General features: G+C 64.1%; 17 protein-coding genes. 5 read left to right on the top strand and 12 right to left on the bottom strand.

Annotated features, from left to right (window positions below; genetic code table 11):
- Positions 1-2: 2 nt before the first annotated feature.
- On the bottom strand, positions 3-1121 hold the full coding sequence (locus tag RHP72_RS08285) for a hypothetical protein (protein ID WP_064688318.1): 1119 nt from the start codon (positions 1119-1121) through the stop codon (positions 3-5).
- Complete coding sequence (locus RHP72_RS08280; RefSeq protein WP_003941975.1) at positions 1121-2071, bottom strand: Ppx/GppA phosphatase family protein; 951 nt, start codon at positions 2069-2071, stop codon at positions 1121-1123. Before RHP72_RS08280 ends, RHP72_RS08285 begins: the two co-directional genes overlap by 1 nt.
- A gap of 66 nt (positions 2072-2137) precedes the next feature.
- On the opposite strand from RHP72_RS08280, the gene RHP72_RS08275 reads away from it, so the two are divergent.
- Complete coding sequence (locus RHP72_RS08275; RefSeq protein ID WP_003941928.1) at positions 2138-2923, top strand: hypothetical protein; 786 nt, start codon at positions 2138-2140, stop codon at positions 2921-2923.
- An 87-nt stretch (positions 2924-3010) separates the two neighbouring features.
- On the opposite strand, the gene RHP72_RS08270 is transcribed toward RHP72_RS08275, so the two are convergent.
- The 8 genes from RHP72_RS08270 to RHP72_RS08235 form a co-directional block, all read right to left on the bottom strand.
- The gene (locus RHP72_RS08270; protein ID WP_003942020.1) at positions 3011-3700 is read right to left on the bottom strand and encodes a response regulator transcription factor; all 690 of its coding nucleotides are present in this window, start codon (positions 3698-3700) and stop codon (positions 3011-3013) included.
- On the bottom strand, positions 3697-4932 hold the full coding sequence (locus tag RHP72_RS08265; RefSeq protein WP_003941938.1) for a cell wall metabolism sensor histidine kinase WalK: 1236 nt from the start codon (positions 4930-4932) through the stop codon (positions 3697-3699). The genes RHP72_RS08270 and RHP72_RS08265 overlap by 4 nt, the downstream gene beginning before the upstream one ends.
- 162 nt (positions 4933-5094) lie before the next feature.
- Positions 5095-5850, bottom strand: coding sequence for a phosphoglyceromutase (locus RHP72_RS08260; RefSeq protein ID WP_003941992.1), 756 nt, complete (start codon positions 5848-5850; stop codon positions 5095-5097).
- Between the two features lie 46 nt (positions 5851-5896).
- Entirely contained in the window at positions 5897-7498 is a 1602-nt protein-coding gene (locus RHP72_RS08255) for an AMP-binding protein (RefSeq protein ID WP_311094555.1), read from the bottom strand.
- 139 nt (positions 7499-7637) lie between these two features.
- Positions 7638-8135: a YbjN domain-containing protein gene (locus tag RHP72_RS08250; RefSeq protein WP_047268888.1), complete on the bottom strand. Its 498-nt coding sequence runs from the start codon at positions 8133-8135 to the stop codon at positions 7638-7640.
- Positions 8132-9460, bottom strand: coding sequence for a D-inositol-3-phosphate glycosyltransferase (mshA, locus tag RHP72_RS08245; protein WP_003941843.1), 1329 nt, complete (start codon positions 9458-9460; stop codon positions 8132-8134). The genes RHP72_RS08250 and mshA overlap by 4 nt, the downstream gene beginning before the upstream one ends.
- Positions 9461-9502: 42 nt before the next feature.
- Entirely contained in the window at positions 9503-10330 is an 828-nt protein-coding gene (locus RHP72_RS08240) for an alpha/beta fold hydrolase (RefSeq protein ID WP_256931865.1), read from the bottom strand.
- Positions 10276-11502, bottom strand: a complete 1227-nt coding sequence (locus RHP72_RS08235) for an MFS transporter (RefSeq protein ID WP_003942019.1) — start codon at positions 11500-11502, stop codon at positions 10276-10278. Before RHP72_RS08235 ends, RHP72_RS08240 begins: the two co-directional genes overlap by 55 nt.
- Positions 11503-11613: 111 nt before the next feature.
- Here RHP72_RS08235 and RHP72_RS08230 point away from each other — a divergent pair, with 111 nt between their 5' ends.
- The 3 genes from RHP72_RS08230 to RHP72_RS08220 all read left to right on the top strand — a co-directional run bounded on the left by RHP72_RS08230 (position 11614) and on the right by RHP72_RS08220 (position 13845).
- Entirely contained in the window at positions 11614-12387 is a 774-nt protein-coding gene (locus tag RHP72_RS08230) for a PIG-L family deacetylase (protein WP_003942001.1), read from the top strand.
- A gap of 64 nt (positions 12388-12451) precedes the next feature.
- Positions 12452-12844 carry a PaaI family thioesterase gene (locus tag RHP72_RS08225; RefSeq protein ID WP_058227471.1) on the top strand — a complete coding sequence of 131 codons (393 nt, stop codon included), beginning with the start codon at positions 12452-12454 and terminating at the stop codon, positions 12842-12844.
- Positions 12841-13845, top strand: a complete 1005-nt coding sequence (locus RHP72_RS08220) for a tocopherol cyclase family protein (RefSeq protein WP_007735336.1) — start codon at positions 12841-12843, stop codon at positions 13843-13845. Before RHP72_RS08225 ends, RHP72_RS08220 begins: the two co-directional genes overlap by 4 nt.
- On the opposite strand, the gene RHP72_RS08215 is transcribed toward RHP72_RS08220, so the two are convergent.
- Positions 13811-14680 carry a LysR family transcriptional regulator gene (locus tag RHP72_RS08215; protein WP_063314780.1) on the bottom strand — a complete coding sequence of 290 codons (870 nt, stop codon included), beginning with the start codon at positions 14678-14680 and terminating at the stop codon, positions 13811-13813. The genes RHP72_RS08220 and RHP72_RS08215 overlap by 35 nt on opposite strands.
- A 70-nt stretch (positions 14681-14750) precedes the next feature.
- Here RHP72_RS08215 and RHP72_RS08210 point away from each other — a divergent pair, with 70 nt between their 5' ends.
- Complete coding sequence (locus RHP72_RS08210) at positions 14751-15110, top strand: nuclear transport factor 2 family protein (RefSeq protein WP_054187841.1); 360 nt, start codon at positions 14751-14753, stop codon at positions 15108-15110.
- A 15-nt stretch (positions 15111-15125) separates the two neighbouring features.
- Here RHP72_RS08210 and RHP72_RS08205 read toward each other — a convergent pair whose 3' ends face one another.
- Entirely contained in the window at positions 15126-16397 is a 1272-nt protein-coding gene (locus RHP72_RS08205; protein WP_074447122.1) for an ROK family transcriptional regulator, read from the bottom strand.
- Between the last annotated feature and the right edge of the window lie 309 nt (positions 16398-16706).

Raw genomic sequence — 16706 nt, 5'->3', positions numbered from 1 at the left:
GATCAACCCGAGGTCAACAAGAACGCCAGTGGACCGAGCGTCACGATCATGCCGACGACCACCGCGATCACGAAACTCGTGATGTCGTCCGTCTTCCGCAGAACCCGCACGACAGCAACCAGGCCGACGATCACGATCAGCGCGAGCACCAACGCCACCCATGGCAGCATGTCCCACAGCTTCTCGAAGCCCTTGAACATCGCGCCGCCGACGATCAGTGCAACAACCACCTGACCGGCAAGCACTGCCCATTCACGGATCGAGTTACGCTCGCCTGCCTCTTCCGCTGCCGATTCGGCTTCGACATCGGACTCCGCGGCGGCACTGGTCTTTTTTGCACCGTCATCGACAGCCGGCGCCTTGACCAGATCGACCACGGCGGTGGATTCGGCCTCGCCGGCATCCGCGTCTGCGATCTTGTCGATCAGTTCGGTGCTCTCTTCCGGCGCGGCCGGAGCAGGAGCAGTCGGTGCAGGTGCCTTCACGACTGGAGTGGGGACACGCGGCGGCAGGATCGGCGGACGCAACGACGGCGACTGCGTTGCGGCGCGCTCCTGACGCATCAGGTCGCCCGCCAGGGTCTGACCCGACAGCAGGGCTGGTTCCTGCGTTACCTGCGTCGGTGACGAGGAGTTGAGCGGTGCCCGGCTCACCCACTGCCCGGGCGAGGACTTCGAGGTCTGTCCCGGCGAAGGTGTGGAAGTCGGCTTCGGAGTGGTGACCGGCGGCGCAGCAACCGGCTTCGACTCGCCCTTGGGTGCCTGCGGCTCGTCATCGTCATCGTCGTCGTCGAACGAGACGGCGAAGGCTGCGGTGCGATCGGCGGGAACCTTCGGTGCCGGTTCGGCTGACTTGGCGGTTTCCGCGACAGCCTCGGCCGGCGCTGAAGGTGCAGAGTTTTCCGGCGCAGCGGCTTCGGGCTGGGCTGCTGGTTCGTCGGACTCGGGCTCGGCGGCCGCGCGCGATCCCGACTGGCGAACGATCGGGATCTCACCCGTCAGTTCGGCGACGGAGATGCCACCGGCTACGCCGCGCCGGCGTCGTCCACCTCGGGATTCGACGCTCTGACCGTTCCGCTTGAGCAGTTCCGCTACGGAAATCTGCTGACTGTCCTCGGTCATCAAGCACTCACCACCAATTCACCGCCCATTTCTGTGTCGAGCTTTCGCAGAATCAGACCCTCACGCAGTGCCCAGGGACAAATTTCCAGTTCGTCCACTCCGAGCGCCCGCATGGTTGCCTCTGCGATGAGCGCGCCGGCCACAATCTGCTGTGACCGATCCGAGCTCACTCCTTCCAATTCTGCACGGTCCGCCGCCGTCATCCTGGATATGAAGGCTATGAGTTGCCTGAGTCCGCTGGAAGTCAGGGTCCGTTTTGCCCGGGGGCCTGCGGCAGAAGGGGCCGCGCCGGTGAGCCGAGCCAACGATCGGAAGGTCTTCGAAGTCCCGACCGTGCGGTCCCAGTCGCCGGCGGCGCGCAGTTCCTTGGCTGGTCCGACCAACTCCGCGTCCAGCCAGTCACGCAATACAGCGACCCGGCGCTTGCCCGGCGGATCGGCCTGTAGCCAGTCGCGCGTCAACCGTCCGGCACCGAGTTGCAGTGAGAAGGCGACGTCCGGATCCTCGTCACCACCTGCTGTGAGTTCGAGCGAGCCGCCGCCGATGTCCAGGTTCAGGATGCGTCCGGCGCTCCAGCCGTACCAGCGGCGCACGGCCAGAAAGGTCAAGCGGGCTTCGTCGACCCCGGACAGAACCTCGAGGTTGACTCCGGTCTCGGCGCGGACGCGGGCGAGTACGGCTTCGGAATTGTTGGCGTCACGGACCGCGGAAGTGGCAAAAGCCATCATTTCCTCGCACCCGGACGTCTTGGCGATACCGGCGAATTCGGAAACCGTCGACACCAACCGATCGGCTCCTGACGTGGTGATATCGCCACGGTCGTCAGTGTTTTCTGCCAGCCTCAACGTGGACTTGGTCGAGCTCATGGGTGTTGGGTGGCCGCCCCGATGGGCGTCCACAACCAATAGATGGACGGTATTGCTTCCGACGTCGAGTACCCCTAGTCGCACATCGCCACGTTACTGGGTCTACGGTCGGCCCTTGTGACAGCAGGTAACCCAGACCGGTCCCACAAGATGACTCCGAGCCCCGAGGTCGATCTCGATTTCCCGCGCGAATGGGTCGAATTTGTCGATCCGGATAACTCCGAACACCTCATTTCCGCTGATATGACGTGGTTGCTCTCGCATTGGACCTGCGTGTTCGGCACGCCGGCGTGTCAGGGCATCATCGGAGACCGCCCGGACGACGGTTGCTGCTCGCACGGCGCTTTCCTCTCCGATCAGGAAGATCAGGACAAGCTCGATGCGTCAGTGAAAATGCTCACAGCCGAAGACTGGCAGTTCATGGAAAAGGGTCTCGGCAAGAAGGGCTACGTCGAAGAAGACGACCTCGAGGACGAGCCCGCGCTGCGCACCCGCCGCTACAAAGGAGCGTGCATCTTCCTCAACCGGCCGGGTTTTGCCGGGGGCGAGGGCTGCGCTCTGCATTCCATGGCGCTCAAGAAGGGCATCGAGCCGCTCGAGGTGAAACCGGACGTGTGCTGGCAGCTACCGATCCGCCGCACCCAGGACTGGGTCGACCGGCCGGACGGCGTCCAGATCCTCAAGACCACGATCACCGAGTACGACCGCCGCGGCTGGGGTGAGGGCGGCGACGACCTCGCCTGGTACTGCTCCGGCTCCCCCGACGCTCATGTCGGGGAGCGGCAGGTCTGGCAGTCCTACGGGCCCGAGTTGACGGAACTTCTCGGAAAGCGCGCGTACGACGAGCTGGCTCGCCTCTGCAGGCGTCGCGCGGGCCTCGGCCTCATCGCAGTCCATCCGGCGACCACGATCGCTCAGAACAAAGCTCAGGGCTGACTCCGCCTGAACAAAAAGAATTCAGCCGCTCACACGATCGTGTGAGCGGCTGAATTCTTCTCGACATTTCTTCTCGACGAGGTTCGATCACGCTTCGAGCTTGTAACCCAATCCACGGACCGTGACCAGATGTTCCGGCTTGGCCGGATCCGATTCGATCTTCGAACGCAACCGCTTCACGTGTACGTCAAGGGTTTTGGTGTCACCGACGTAGTCGGCGCCCCAGACGCGGTCGATCAACTGTCCGCGGGTCAGCACCCGACCGGAGTTGCGGAGCAGGTACTCGAGGAGATCGAACTCCTTGAGCGGCAACGTCACCGGGTTACCCGCGACCTGCACGACGTGGCGCTCGACGTCCATCCGTACCGGTCCGGCCTCGAGCACCCCGTTGTCGGAGGCGAGGTCCGCCTCGTTCTCCACCCCGCGGCGCAGCACCGCACGGATGCGAGCGATCAGCTCACGCGCCGAATACGGTTTGGTCACATAGTCGTCCGCACCGAGTTCCAGTCCGACGACCTTGTCGATCTCACTGTCACGCGCCGTCACCATGATGACGGGGACGCCGGAGCGCGACCGCAGCGCCTTGCAGACGTCCGTGCCACTCATGCCGGGCAGCATGAGGTCGAGCAGGACGATGTCCGCTCCGGAGCGATCGAATTCCGCCAACGCCGACGGTCCGTCGTTGACGATGGTGGTCTCGAAGCCTTCCTTGCGGAGCAGGAACGCCAGCGGGTCCGCCAAGGACTCCTCGTCCTCCACGATCAGCACACTCGTCATCGTTTGGCCTCCATGCCGTTTTCTCTACTGCCTTGTTCTCGTCTGCCGATCCGCGTGGAACCGGCGGTTCCCGCGTCGTCAGAGTCGATGTCGTCGTCCGACTCCACGTGTGCCGGTATCTGCAACGTGAAGGTAGACCCTGTACCCGGTTTGCTCCACAGTTCGATGGAGCCGTTGTGATTGGCCGCGACGTGTTTGACGATCGCCAGCCCCAGACCGGTTCCACCGGTCTGCCGTGACCGCGCCTTGTCCACGCGGAAGAATCTCTCGAACACTCGCTCCTGGTCCGCTTTCGCGATGCCTTCTCCTCGGTCGGTGACTGCGATCGCGACATTGTCGCCGCGTACCGACCGACTGACGGAAACCGGAGAACCCTTGGGCGAGTACGCAATAGCGTTCTCGATGAGGTTGGACAATGCCGTGACGAGGAGAGTCTGATCCCCGAGTACTTCCAGCCCACTCGGATGGTCGGTGGTGACCGTGATCCCGGCGGCCTCGGCCGACAGATTCGACCTCGACAGTGCTTCGGACACCACGGTGTCGACGTCGACCACGTCGAGATCCGGCAGCTTCTCGGCACCTTGCAGACGCGAGAGTGCGATCAACTCGGTGACCATCTTGCCCAGACGAATCGACTCACCGAGCACCCGTTCGCCGAAGTGCCGCACCGATTCCGGGTCGTCAGCGGACTCGAGCAGTGCCTCCGCGAGCAGGCTCATCGCACCGACCGGCGTCTTCAGTTCGTGGCTGACGTTCGCGACGAAATCGCGTCGGGTCGCCTCCATGCGGACCTGCTCGGAATCGTCGTCGGCGAACAGGACCACGAAGTTGCGATCGTCCTTGCTGAGCAACCGGGCCGTGCCACGTACCGCGATCTTGTCGCGGCCCCGCTGAGCGGTCTGCGCCGTCAGATCGACCTCGACAGGTTGACCGGTCCGCAGAACTTCCTGAGCAGCCCGCCAAGCTCGCTCGTCGACCAGACGATTCTTGACGAGACCGAGTTCCTCGGCGCGAGGATTGAAGAGCACGACGTCGTGAAAACCGTCGACGACGGCGATACCGCTTTCCGAAGCCAACACGATGAGGTCGAGAACCTGGGACATCGTGAGCCCGGTCTGTTCGTCCGAGCGCTGACTCTGGCGCGACGACAGCCTGGGTACCAGCACCCCGCCGACGAGGTAGCCGACCAAGCCGGCGACCACGACCAGCAGCACTGCAATCACGACACTCACGGCGCAATCGTACGTTCGCGCGAAGAGTCGGTTACGGCGGGTTCGGACGTTCCCACCCGTGTAATCCGCCAGGTGGACGGCGTTGGTTCGTCGTTCATCTGCTGTTGGCCGAGGCCCCCCGAAATCACTGTTCGGGGGGCCTCGACGCACATCATCGGGTTGCTACTTTCCGCCCTGATTCGCCACCGCGGCGGCGCCGGCAGCTGCGGCCTCCGGATCCAGGTAGGTGCCGCCGGGATTGAGCGGCTTCAGGTTCTCGTCGAGGTCGTAACGCAGCGGGATTCCGGTCGGGATGTTCAGGCCCGCGATGTCCTCGTCCGAGATGCCGTCGAGGTGCTTGACCAACGCACGCAGCGAGTTGCCGTGCGCGGTGACCAGCACGTTCCGGCCGGCGAGCAGCTCCTGGGAGATGGTGTCCTCCCAGTACGGGATCAGACGCTTGACGACGTCGAGCAGGCACTCGGTCAAGGGAACCTCGTCGAGGTTCGCGTACCGGGGATCGGTGTCCTGGCTGTACTCGCTGCCGGCTTCGATGGCGGGCGGCGGGGTGTCGTAGCTACGACGCCAGAGCATGAACTGCTCGTTTCCGTACTCTTCCTTGGTCTGCGCCTTGTTCTTGCCCTGCAGAGCGCCGTAGTGGCGCTCGTTGAGACGCCAGTCGCGCACTACCGGGATCCAGTGGCGATCGGCGGCGTCGAGCGCGAGGTTGGCTGTGCTGATCGCGCGGCGCAGCAGAGACGTGTAGAGAACGTCGGGCAACAAGTTGTGCTCGGCGAGCAGTTCGCCGGCGCGCTTGCCCTCGGCCATGCCCTTGTCTGTCAGGTGTACGTCCACCCAGCCGGTGAACAGATTGAGTGCATTCCATTCGCTCTCGCCGTGGCGGAGCAGGACCAGGGTTCCGATACTCATGGCGTTCATCCTGGCACGAGTACCGGAACCCTTCTTGATCAACCCTGTCCGGAAATCAGCTCGGGGCTACTTCCGCAGTTCGCAGATCCTTGCGGAGGATCTTTCCGGCCGCGGATTTCGGCACGGTGCTGATGAACGAAACCTGGCGAACCTTCTTGTGCGGCGAGACGCGCTCGGCGACGAACGAGATCACGTCGGCTTCGGTCAACTCGGCGCCGTCCTGGAGCACCACGAATGCCTTCGGAACCTCTTCGCCCTCGGCGTCGAGCACGCCGATCACTGCGGCGTCGGCGATCTGCGGATGGGTCAGCAGCAAGGCCTCGAGTTCCGCCGGGGGAACCTGGTAGCCCTTGTACTTGATCAGTTCCTTGAGGCGGTCGACGATCTTGACGACGCCGTCGCCGTCGACGGTCGCGATGTCACCGGTGTGCAGGTAACCGTCGTCGTCGAGGGTGTCCTTGGTGGCCTGGTCGTTGCCGAGGTAGCCGAGCATGATGTTCGGGCCCTTGCACCACAGTTCGCCGGGCTCGCTGACGCCGTCCGAGCCGAGAGCCGGGTACGCGACCTCTTCGCCCGTTCCGGGGTCGACGAGCTTGCATTCCATGTTGGCGATGGTCGGACCACACGTGTCGAGGGCGATGTCGTCACGATCGAACGGGATCGCGTGCGAGACCGGGCTCATCTCGGACATGCCGTAGCCCTGGCGGACGTGGCAGTTCAACCGGTCGGCGACGGCCTTGCCGAGCGCCGCGTCGAGCGGGGCCGCACCGGAGAAGATGGTGTGCACGCTCGAGAGGTCGTACTGATCGACGAGCGGGTGCTTTGCCAGCGCGACGGCAACGGGCGGTGCGACGAAGATGTACGTCGACTTCTGCTCGGCGACGATCCGCAGGAACTCGACGAGATCGAACTTCGGCATCGTGATGAGGCTCGCGCGGCGGTAGAGCGCAGCGTTGAGCAGGACCGTCATGCCGTAGATGTGGAAGAACGGTAGGACCGCGAGGATCTTGTCGTCGGTCTCGATGCCCATCCGCGGAATGATCTGGCAGACGTTGGCCACGAGGTTCCGATGGGTGAGCATGACCCCCTTGGGTCGGCCGGTGGTGCCCGAGGAGTACGGCAGCACCGCGAGTTGGGTGGCCGGATCGAAGGAGACCTCGGGCGCCGCTGCACCCTCGCCGAGCAGATCACGCAGCGAGAGGTGGCCTTCGGCCCCGTCGAGTACGAACACGTTCTCGGCCGGGATACCGACCAGGTCAGCAGCGGCCTTTGCCTGCGGCAGGAGCGGCGAGACGGTGAAGAGGAACTTGGCCTTGGAATCGGTGAGCTGCTTGGCGATGTCCTCGGCGGTGTAGAGCGCGTTGATCGTGGTCGCGACGCCACCGGCACGAAGGATGCCGTGGAAGACGGAACCGAAGGCCGGGACGTTGGGCGAATGCAGCCCGACCACGTCGCCGACGCTGAGTCCGCGCGCTGCGAGAGCGCCTGCAACGCCGTTGATCTGTGCGATCAGCGAAGCGTATGTGGTGACTGCGCCCGAACTGCCCTCGACGAATGCCGTCTTGTCGAGGTCTGCGGGGTCGGTGTTTCCGAACAGGAAGTCGTAGACGCTGAGGTTGGGGATTTCAACGTCGGGGAACGGACTCTTGAAGCTCACTGTGCTCCTCGAAAAGTTGCGCGGCGGGGTGGTGTGACCAACTTACTGTGACTCACGGGAACAGTATTATTCCGTGACGACAGTCACAAGTAAAGGTCACTTTACGTGACACATCCGCGATGTGTCTCACCCCGCTCGATCAGCTCTGCGCGGGCTCCTCCTCGATGAGGTGCTTGAACGGTTCGAGATTCGCCAGCGACTCGCCTCGCGACACCCGCCACGCCCACTCACGCTTGATGGACGAGGAGAAGCCGAGTTCGAGGATGACGTTGAAATCGCCGTCGGCGGCTTCGAGAACCTGACCGAGCACTCGGTCGAGTTCATCGCCGGTCACGGCATGCTCCGCGATCTTGCCGACCAGGTAGATGTCCCCGACCTTGTCGAGTGTGTACGCCACCCCGTACAGACGGCGGTTGCGCTTGAGCAGGAACTTGTAGACGCCTTCGAAGTTCTCGTCCACCTTGCGGCACACGAAGGCCTCGACCCGCACACCGTGATTGCCAACGGTGAGCAGAGTCGACGTCTTGAGTTTGTGTTCACCGGGAAGTTCGACGATGAAATGCGCGTCGTCTTTTCTGGTGAAGTCGAGTTCACGCTCGGTGAGGGCCTGCTCGATGGTGTCCGAAATGCTGCTCATGTACGCACTCCCCCGGTCCGGCGCAGACGCCACAGACCCCGCGCACGGCGGGGCGAGAAGTCGCTGGGACCGGTTCCGTTGTTGTAGTTGACTGCGGCTTTGCGATAGCTCTCGAGCAAACCGTCCGCGGTGTGTTCCCACGAGAAATTTTCGGCGTGACGCGGTGCCTGCGCGGCGAGTTCGGCCAAGCGCGTCGGTGCTGTCACCAAAGATTCGAGGGCGCCGGCCCAGTCTTCGGTGCGGTGTCCTTGAACCAGCAGGCCTGTCTCCCCGTTGCGTACGGCTACTCCCAGTCCGCCGACGTCGGCGGCGATCACGGGAGTTCCGCAGGCTTGAGCTTCGATGGCGACCAATCCGAAGGACTCCGAATAGCTCGGCACCGCAACCAGATCCGAGGCACGGTAGACATCGGCGAGACGCTCAGGAGCCTGCGGCGGCAAGAACGTCACCTGCGCTGTGATGCCGAGTGAGCGTGCCAGTTCGATCAGCACGTCCGGCCGCGCGAGGCCAGTTCCGGACGGCCCGCCGACGACGAGGATGCGCAACGGCAACTCGGGGCGACGGCTGATCACTTCGGCGGCAGCACGCAGCAGAACGTCCGGCGCTTTCAGAGGTTGGATCCGGCCGACGAAAGTCACGACGACCTCGCCCGGGTCCAACCCCAACGACGCGCGGGCGGAATCGCGATCGCCCGGTCGGTAGCGGGTGAGATCGGCGCCGGGAGCCACGACGTCGATACGCGTGGGATCTGCGCCGTACAACTCGTGCAGCGCCTTGGCTTCGTCGGTGGTGTTGGCGACCAGGCGATCGGACTCGGCGACTACTTGCTGCTCGCCGATCTGACGTGCTGCCGGCTCCGGGGTGTCTCCCTCGGCAAGCGAAAGATTCTTCACCGCCGCGAGGGTGTGGGCGGTGTGTACGAGGGGCACGCCCCAGCGGTCGCGGGCCAGCCAGCCGACCTGACCGGACAACCAGTAGTGCGAGTGAATCAGGCTGTAGTACCCGGGCTCGTGGCGCGCTTCCTCCCGCAGAACTCCTGCGACGAAGGCACACAGTTGAGTCGGCAGATCCGCCTTGTCCAGCCCTTCGAAGGGACCAGCAGCAATGTTCCGAACCCGCACTCCGGGAGCGGCGTCCACCACGGGTGCGTCGGCCGAGGACGTCGCGCGGGTGAATATCTCCACCTCGACGCCACGTTTGGCGAGCTGAATGGCGGATTGCAGAACGTAGACGTTCATCCCACCCGCGTCACCGGTGCCGGGTTGCGCCAATGGCGAGGTGTGGACCGAGAGAACGGCCACCCGGCGAGGGCGCGAAATGTGCATGGGCGTCACGACTCCATACTGCCCCCTCACCGGGCGCGAACTCTAACCGAGGCTCGAGATGAAGGTTCGCACTTCGGACACGAATCGTGTCGGATCCTCCACGAACGGGCCGTGATTGCAGCCTTCCCAGTACGACGCCTGGGACTTGGGAATCAGTTCCTCGGCGTGCTTACCTGCGCTCACGTCGACGACGGAGTCGTCGGTTCCGTGCAGAACGAGGACCGGGATGTCCAGGTTGCGAAGCAACTCGTCGTGACCGACAGCACGGTTGAACAGTGCTGCGCGCACCCGCGGACGCGTCGAGAGGCTGTACCCGAACAAGGCCTGCGACGCTGCACCCTTGCCCTCGGGTGGGCCGGTGAGAGCATTGCCGAAAGCGCCGAGTGCACGGATCGCCTCGCGGGGATCTTCGGACATCGCGCCGGGAACTGCGCTACGCATCGCCGAGCCGACCTTGCCACCTTTTTCGCCGCGCCCGATGCTGGTGATCGCCCCGACCAGAACCGCGCCCGCCACCGCACCGGTGCCGTGCGCTGCCAGGTAATCGCAGATCACCAGACCGCCGTACGACCAGCCGAGCAGGATCGCGTTCTCGGTGACGCCTTCGGCCGCAAGAACAGCCGCGACGTCGGCGGCCCAGTTCGCGGAATCGTCGTATCCGGATTCGGGCGCATCGGAGTAACCGTGGCCGCGCAGATCGACGGCGATCAGCCGATAGTCCGCGGCCAGGTCCGCGAGGACCTGCTCGCCCCAGCACTGCGAGGACTGAGCCCAGCCGTGCAGCAACACCAGCGGGGTCCCCGCCGAATTTCCGGTTACTCGATAGACGATGGACGTGCCGTCGACGCTGACGGCTTCACGAATAGACATGCCGTCACGATAGAGGCTGCGACTGCGGCGCCGACGGCGAGCATGTAGGCCGACGGGACGCCGTAGCGATCGATCAGCTGTCCGGCCAGCGCAGACCCGAGCGCCACGCCGACGCCGAGGCCGGTAACCGTCAGGGTCATTCCCTCGGTGAGCTTTTCCGGTGGGACGATCTGTTCGACCAGGGCTGTCGCGATGATGAGCGTCGGTGCGATGGTCGCGCCCGCCAGCACGTAGGCACCCGCAAGTGCGGCCACGTTTCCGACCAACAGAAGCGGGACGCTGAGAACGGCGACCGCCGAGGACGCGATCATCAACTGCCCGCGCAGCGATCGCGCCGGGTGCATCGACCCGAAGATCAGTCCCGCGATTCCCGAACCGCCGGCGAACAGCGCGAGGACCAGCGTCGCCGACCCCGGCGAATTCTGTTCCTTGGTGAACGCGATGGCGCCGACGTCGATGACGCCGAAGATCGTTCCGAGCATCACCATGATCACGATGACGATCCACATCACGTGGTTACCGAGAACCGATCGTCCGCGGCCGGGTCGACGCGGATGCACCTTCGGTTCGGTTCCGCGCTGTATGACCAGCAGCAGGGTTCCGGTGACCAGCAGGATCAACCCTGCCAGTGGTCCAGCCTCGGGGAAGAGCCCGATGCTCAGACCTACCGATATGACCGGGCCCGCCACGAAGCAGAGCTCGTCCACCACCGATTCGAAGGCGAAGGCGGTGCGCAGCTGAGGTTTTCCGACATAGATCGCCACCCACCTGGCGCGAATCATCGCGCCGATCGTCGGAGTGGCGCCGCCGGGGACGACCAGAACGAACAGCAGCCAGTCGGGAGCTTCCATCCGGACTGCGAGCAGGAGCGCCCCGATCGCGGTGACGCTCACGGCTGCGGCAATCGGCAGGACCGCTCGCTGTCCGAAGCGGTCGACCGCACGCGAGACCGCGGGCGCGATGATCGCCGACGAGAGCGCAAAAACCGCGGCGAGCGCGCCGGCGAGCGCGTAGTCACCACGAAGTTGCGAGATCATCGTCACGATTCCGATACCGATCATGGCGATCGGCAGCCTTGCGACAAATCCGGCGGCCGAGAAGGCGACCGATCCGGGGGCGGCAAAGATCTCGCGGTAGGCGCTCAGCAGGCCTTTGTTGGTGGATTCGCTCATGTCAGCTTCTCGTGCACTGAACAAGGTTCACAGAGCCGAGGCCGACTCGACAAATCGTTTTCACTGTGCGCTCGGGTTGACCTGTCGGTAACTTGCCTTACGATTGCGCGAATGAGTGTCCTGGTGTGTTTCCACGCCCATCCCGATGACGAAGTTTTCACTACGGGCGGCGTGATGAGAATGGCCGCCGACGCAGGTCACCGCGTCGTAGTCGTCACCGCTACCGACGGTGCTCTCGGTGAATTCCCCGACGGACTGTTGGACGAATACGAGACGTTGGCTCAGCGCCGCAGCCGTGAGCTCGAGGCGTCCACCGACGCGTTGGGTGCCAGTCGCGTCGTGTCCCTGCACTACCCGGATTCGGGGATGGTGGGTACGCCCGAGAACGAGAATCCGGAAGCGTTCTGCAACGTCGACGTCGAGAAGGCCGCCGAGCGTCTGGCCGAGGTTCTTCGTGAAGAGAACGCCGATGTCCTGACCATCTACGACCCCAACGGCGGATACGGCCACCCGGATCACATCCAGGTCCACCACGTCGGCGTTCGTGCTGCAGAACTCGCGGGCACGCCATTCGTCTACGAGGCGTCCACCAACCGCGATCACATGAAGATGCTGATGCAGGCCAACCCCGAGTGGACCGAGGAGGCGCAGCCGCCGGACATCGAATCGTTCGGGCTTCCGGCTGACCAACTCACCACCGCGGTCGACGTCAGTTCGGTGATCTCGTCCAAGCGCGCGGCCATGTACGCGCACGCAACGCAGGTCGGCGATTTCGGCCCGTTCCTCGAAATGCCGACGGAGCAGCTCGCCGCGGCATTCGGCACCGAGTGGTTCCGTCGTCGCAACGCGCCGGAAGGGCTGTCGGAAACCGCCCTGCCCCTGTGAGTCACCGCCCTCGATAAACCGAAGTCCCGACGGAGGTTTCGGCGGCTCGTTAACATCGGTAGGCATGGACCTCGAACAACTTGTCGCGAGCATGCCTTTTGCAGTTCACACCGGAATTCAGTTGGACAGCGCGGCACCCGAACAGGTTGTCGGCCATCTGGATTGGGACAGCCACCGCACCACCGCCGGCAACGGAATGCACGGCGGCGCCTTGATGACGCTGGCAGACAGCGTCGGCGCCGTCTGTGCATTCCTCAATCTGCCGCCCGGCGCAAGTACGTCCACCACCAGTTCGTCGACCGTCTTCACTCGCGGCGTGCGCAAGGGCACGGTCACCGCCACCGCCCGGCCACTGCACGCGGGGCGCAGCACCGTCGCGGTGGTGACCGAGATCCGCGACGACGAGGGCCGCCTCGTCGCTCAGGTCACCGCATCACAGGCAGTACTGGGATCGTGAAGCTTCCCGCGTACCGCGCCTCGGGTGCCACCCTGCCGTACGGCAATCTGCTTGCCTCCCATGACGTTGCGATGGAGGGTTACTTCTGGCGATTCACGATGCCAGACAGCGGACGGGTGGTGATCGCGCTCGCCGGAATCAACAAGGCCGACGGCGGCAGCTGGTCGACGCTCGGTCTCGCGGCACACCCAGGCGGATTCCTCCGCACTGCTGAGCATCCGAACGGATCGGCCGATCCCCGTATCCTGGGGGCCTACGCCGACAACGCTTTCCGCGGCAATGCCGATCGACTCCAGGTCGATTTCGGCGACAGTCATCTCGACGTACGCATCAGTAATCAGCGATTCTGGCCGCACCGCCGCTTCGGGGGGTCGAGTTACTTCCAATCAGTTCCCGCACTCAATCAGTACTGGCATCCGTGGCTGCTCGGCGGCCGGGTCGAGGGAAGCGCCGTCATCGACGGACAGAGCTGGGATCTCACCGGAGCGCAGGTGTACGGCGAGAAGAACTGGGGAAAGGGAGGATTCCCGGAATCCTGGTGGTGGGGACAGGCACAGGGGTTCACCGATCCTCGAGCCTGCGTGGCGTTTGCCGGCGGACAGGTCAGCGCCGGACCTCTGCGCACCGAAGTCACCGCCGTCGTTGCCGCGCTACCGGACGGAACGGTGTTGCGGCTGGGTAATCCTCTGACGTCACAGGTGGAGACGACGGTGTCCGACGATCGCTGGACGCTTCGGGGTTACAGCCGGAAGTGGAGCGTCGACATCGACGGGACCGCACCCATCGCCGACGCACACATACTTCCTGTTCCGATACCTGCCGAGCGTCGAAACGTGCCAGGAGCGCTCGAGCATCTCGGTGGAACGATGTCGGTCATCGTCCGGCGACGCGGCACCATCGTCTGGAAGGACAGGTCGAGGTTGGCTGCTCTCGAGCACGGCGGATTGGATCGGGCGCAGGCCGAACTCACTCGGCGGGAACAGCTCTCGCAAGATCGATGAGAGCGGAGGCCGCAGGATTCTTGCCGCCCGACGAACGCCAGACCAATTCCAGCCGAGATCGCGCCTCCGGTTCGAGATCGATCCGATGCAACTCCCCCACTGCCGACTCGGGAAGCACGGCCATTCCCAGCCCCTGCGCGGCCAATGAAACGATGATGCCGAGGTTGCTTGCCTCAAGCGCAACCGTCGGCGTGGTGCCGGCCGCGGCGCACGCGAAGTTCAGACACGTCCTGATACCGGTTCCCTCCGGCAGACAGATGACCGATCGCGTGGCGAGCTCGGCAAACGGTAGAGACGACACCTCGGCCAGCGGATGATCCGTTGCCACTCCGGCCACCAGTCGTTCGTCGGTGATCACCCTCGATTCGAGCCCTTCCGGCAGCTCTCCCGCCACCCCGATGACGGCTATGTCGAAGGTTCCGTCCGACACTCCGGCAAGCAGACTGCGCGAATCGTCCTCGGCCAGCGAGATGTCCAGGCCGGGGTGTCTGGTGTGCAACCGACTGAGCAGATCGGTCAGATCGGCGGAGGCACAGGCGGTGACCATCCCGACCGAAACGGAGCCGCGAACAAGTCCGTTCAGGGCATCGACAGCGTCGCGGGTGCTCTGAACGGAAGCAAGTGCAGCGTAGGCGTGTGGGAGGACAGCTCGCCCGGCGTCGGTCAGACGAACGGTTCGACCACTACGGTCGAGCAATTCCTGCCCCAGCTCACGTTCCAGCCTTTTGACCTGCGCACTCACACCCGGCTGGGCTACGTGAAGCCGCTCGGCGGCGCGAGTGAAATTAGCTTCCTCAACGACAGCGACAAAGTACTCGAGTTGCCGAAGTTCCATAACTGCTAATTCTAGCTGCGAGACAAACTAGATCTTGGACTTATCGCCGGTGCGGTAGAACGATGGAAGCATGACAACAACAGATGACGTTCAGAAGGCCGGAACCCCGGAAGACATCGCGAAGCTTTTCGTGCAGTTTGCCAACGCTGGTGACGCAGACGCCGTCGCCGCACTTTACGAGGAGGATGCGGTGATGGCCTTCCCTCCCGGATCCCTCACCGTGGGCCGCCAAGCCATCCGCGAGGTGATCTCTCAGATGCTGGCAGCTGCACCGAGATTCACCGTCGAGGAATCTCTACCGACGGTGATCAGCGGCGACCTGGCCATGACCTCGACCAAACCTTCCGACGGAACCGGCGGGCGCACGCAGGTCGCGCGCCGCCAGCCCGACGGATCATGGTTGCGAGTCTTGGATCGACCGGAACTCTGACTGCCCTCTTCGCAGTCAGACGGCCGACGCGCGGCGCATAGCCGCAGCGGGATCAGCAAATAGTGAGCTCAGTGACACGACCGTGGAAGCGTATTCCTGAACCCGATTGCCGAAACCGGTAATTCGAATGTCCTTACGCTCCAAGGAGGATGCCGTCGAGAAAGCCTCGGCGACATGGGGCACCCCGGCCGGATAGTCGGTGAATGCCTGACCACCCAGAATCACACGATCCGGGTTGAACAGGTCACGCAGCATCGCCACTGTCCGGCCGAGGACGCGTGCTCGATCAACCAGAAGCTCGTGTGCCGGAATGGAACCCGACGACGCGGCCCGGTAGACGTCCGCGATCGTGACACGCTCGCTGCCCTGGATCACGGCGCCCGAAGACAAAGCCTGCGCGACTACGGCGCGGTCACTGATCGTCGCTTCAAGGCAACCCACGGCTCCGCAGGTGCACCGTGCGGACGAACCGGTGGGGAGGTGCGCGATCGAACCGGGTCCGCTGGACGGCGTGTGCACTCGCCCTTCGAAAGTGATTGCGATGCCGGCAGTTTCACGAGCGTAGAAGTACAGGCCGGTAGTGCCCGGCGTCGGGGCTTCGGCACGGTCGGTGCTGAGCAGTAGTTCCGACGCGGCCATCGCCTCGACGTGGGCGGCTACCGATACAGGGAGATCCAAGCCGGCTCCGATGATGGACCCGACCTTGGCGCCCTTCCATCCCAGACGCGGGTGATCGACGACTCCGGTCGCTGAATCGACGCGACCGCCGATGGCCACGCCGACGGCGAGCGGACGACGCTTGTGCCACCGCGAGGCAAAGGATTTGGCCGAGCGCGCAATGGTGGCAAGCGCGACAGCAGAATTGGTGGCAGGCGTCGGAATCTCGACGGCGCCGAGCACCTTTCCACGAATGTCGCTGGCGATGATGCTGGTGACGACGGCACCGATGTGGATGCCGACTGTCAGATAAGGCTCGTGGTTGACCTCGAACGGAACTCGCGGACGCCCGATTGCTCCGGAGGCCGTCAGGTCCGCGCGTTCGCGCAGGATCCCGAGGTCCAGCAGGCTCGTGACCTGCCGGTTCACGGTGGCGATGCTCAGCCCTGATGCCTTTGCCGCAGTGTCACGTGAGAGCGGCCCACGGGATCGAGCAATGCGCAACACAGTCGCGGACGGACCGTCGGCGATGCGTAGTTCGGGCGCAACTATCTGGGTACGGGTCCGGGTTCCCGAGAGCGCGGTTCGCGATCGGATGTTCGGAATGGCGGAGATTGTGGGTGTCGACATGGCTGTCCCTTGCAGAAGGAGGAGAAGGCGCATATCTCTGTCGACCGAGAAATCAGCGTTTCCACTGGTCACACGAAGAAATAGACAGAAAAGGCGCAGAAATTAGCTGCAGAAAGAACGGCGGCGACAACACAGCTCTCGCGCCAGAGGCAGACGCGAACCAAGCGCAGCGGTCACATAGGTGACTCGCAAAGCGGCAGGCTGGTCGGTCGACATGGCTCCAAAAGTAGCAGCTTCACCGACATTCACAAATCAGGTGCGGTAACGATCACACTGAACGCAACCCTGTCGGGGCGAAATCTCGCGTGT

The organism is Rhodococcus sp. SG20037 (assembly GCF_031763325.1).
Classification (GTDB): Bacteria; Actinomycetota; Actinomycetes; order Mycobacteriales; family Mycobacteriaceae; genus Rhodococcus_F; species Rhodococcus_F qingshengii.
The sequence above is the reverse complement of the archived record's forward strand: the minus strand, read 5'-3'. Positions and strand labels throughout refer to the sequence as shown.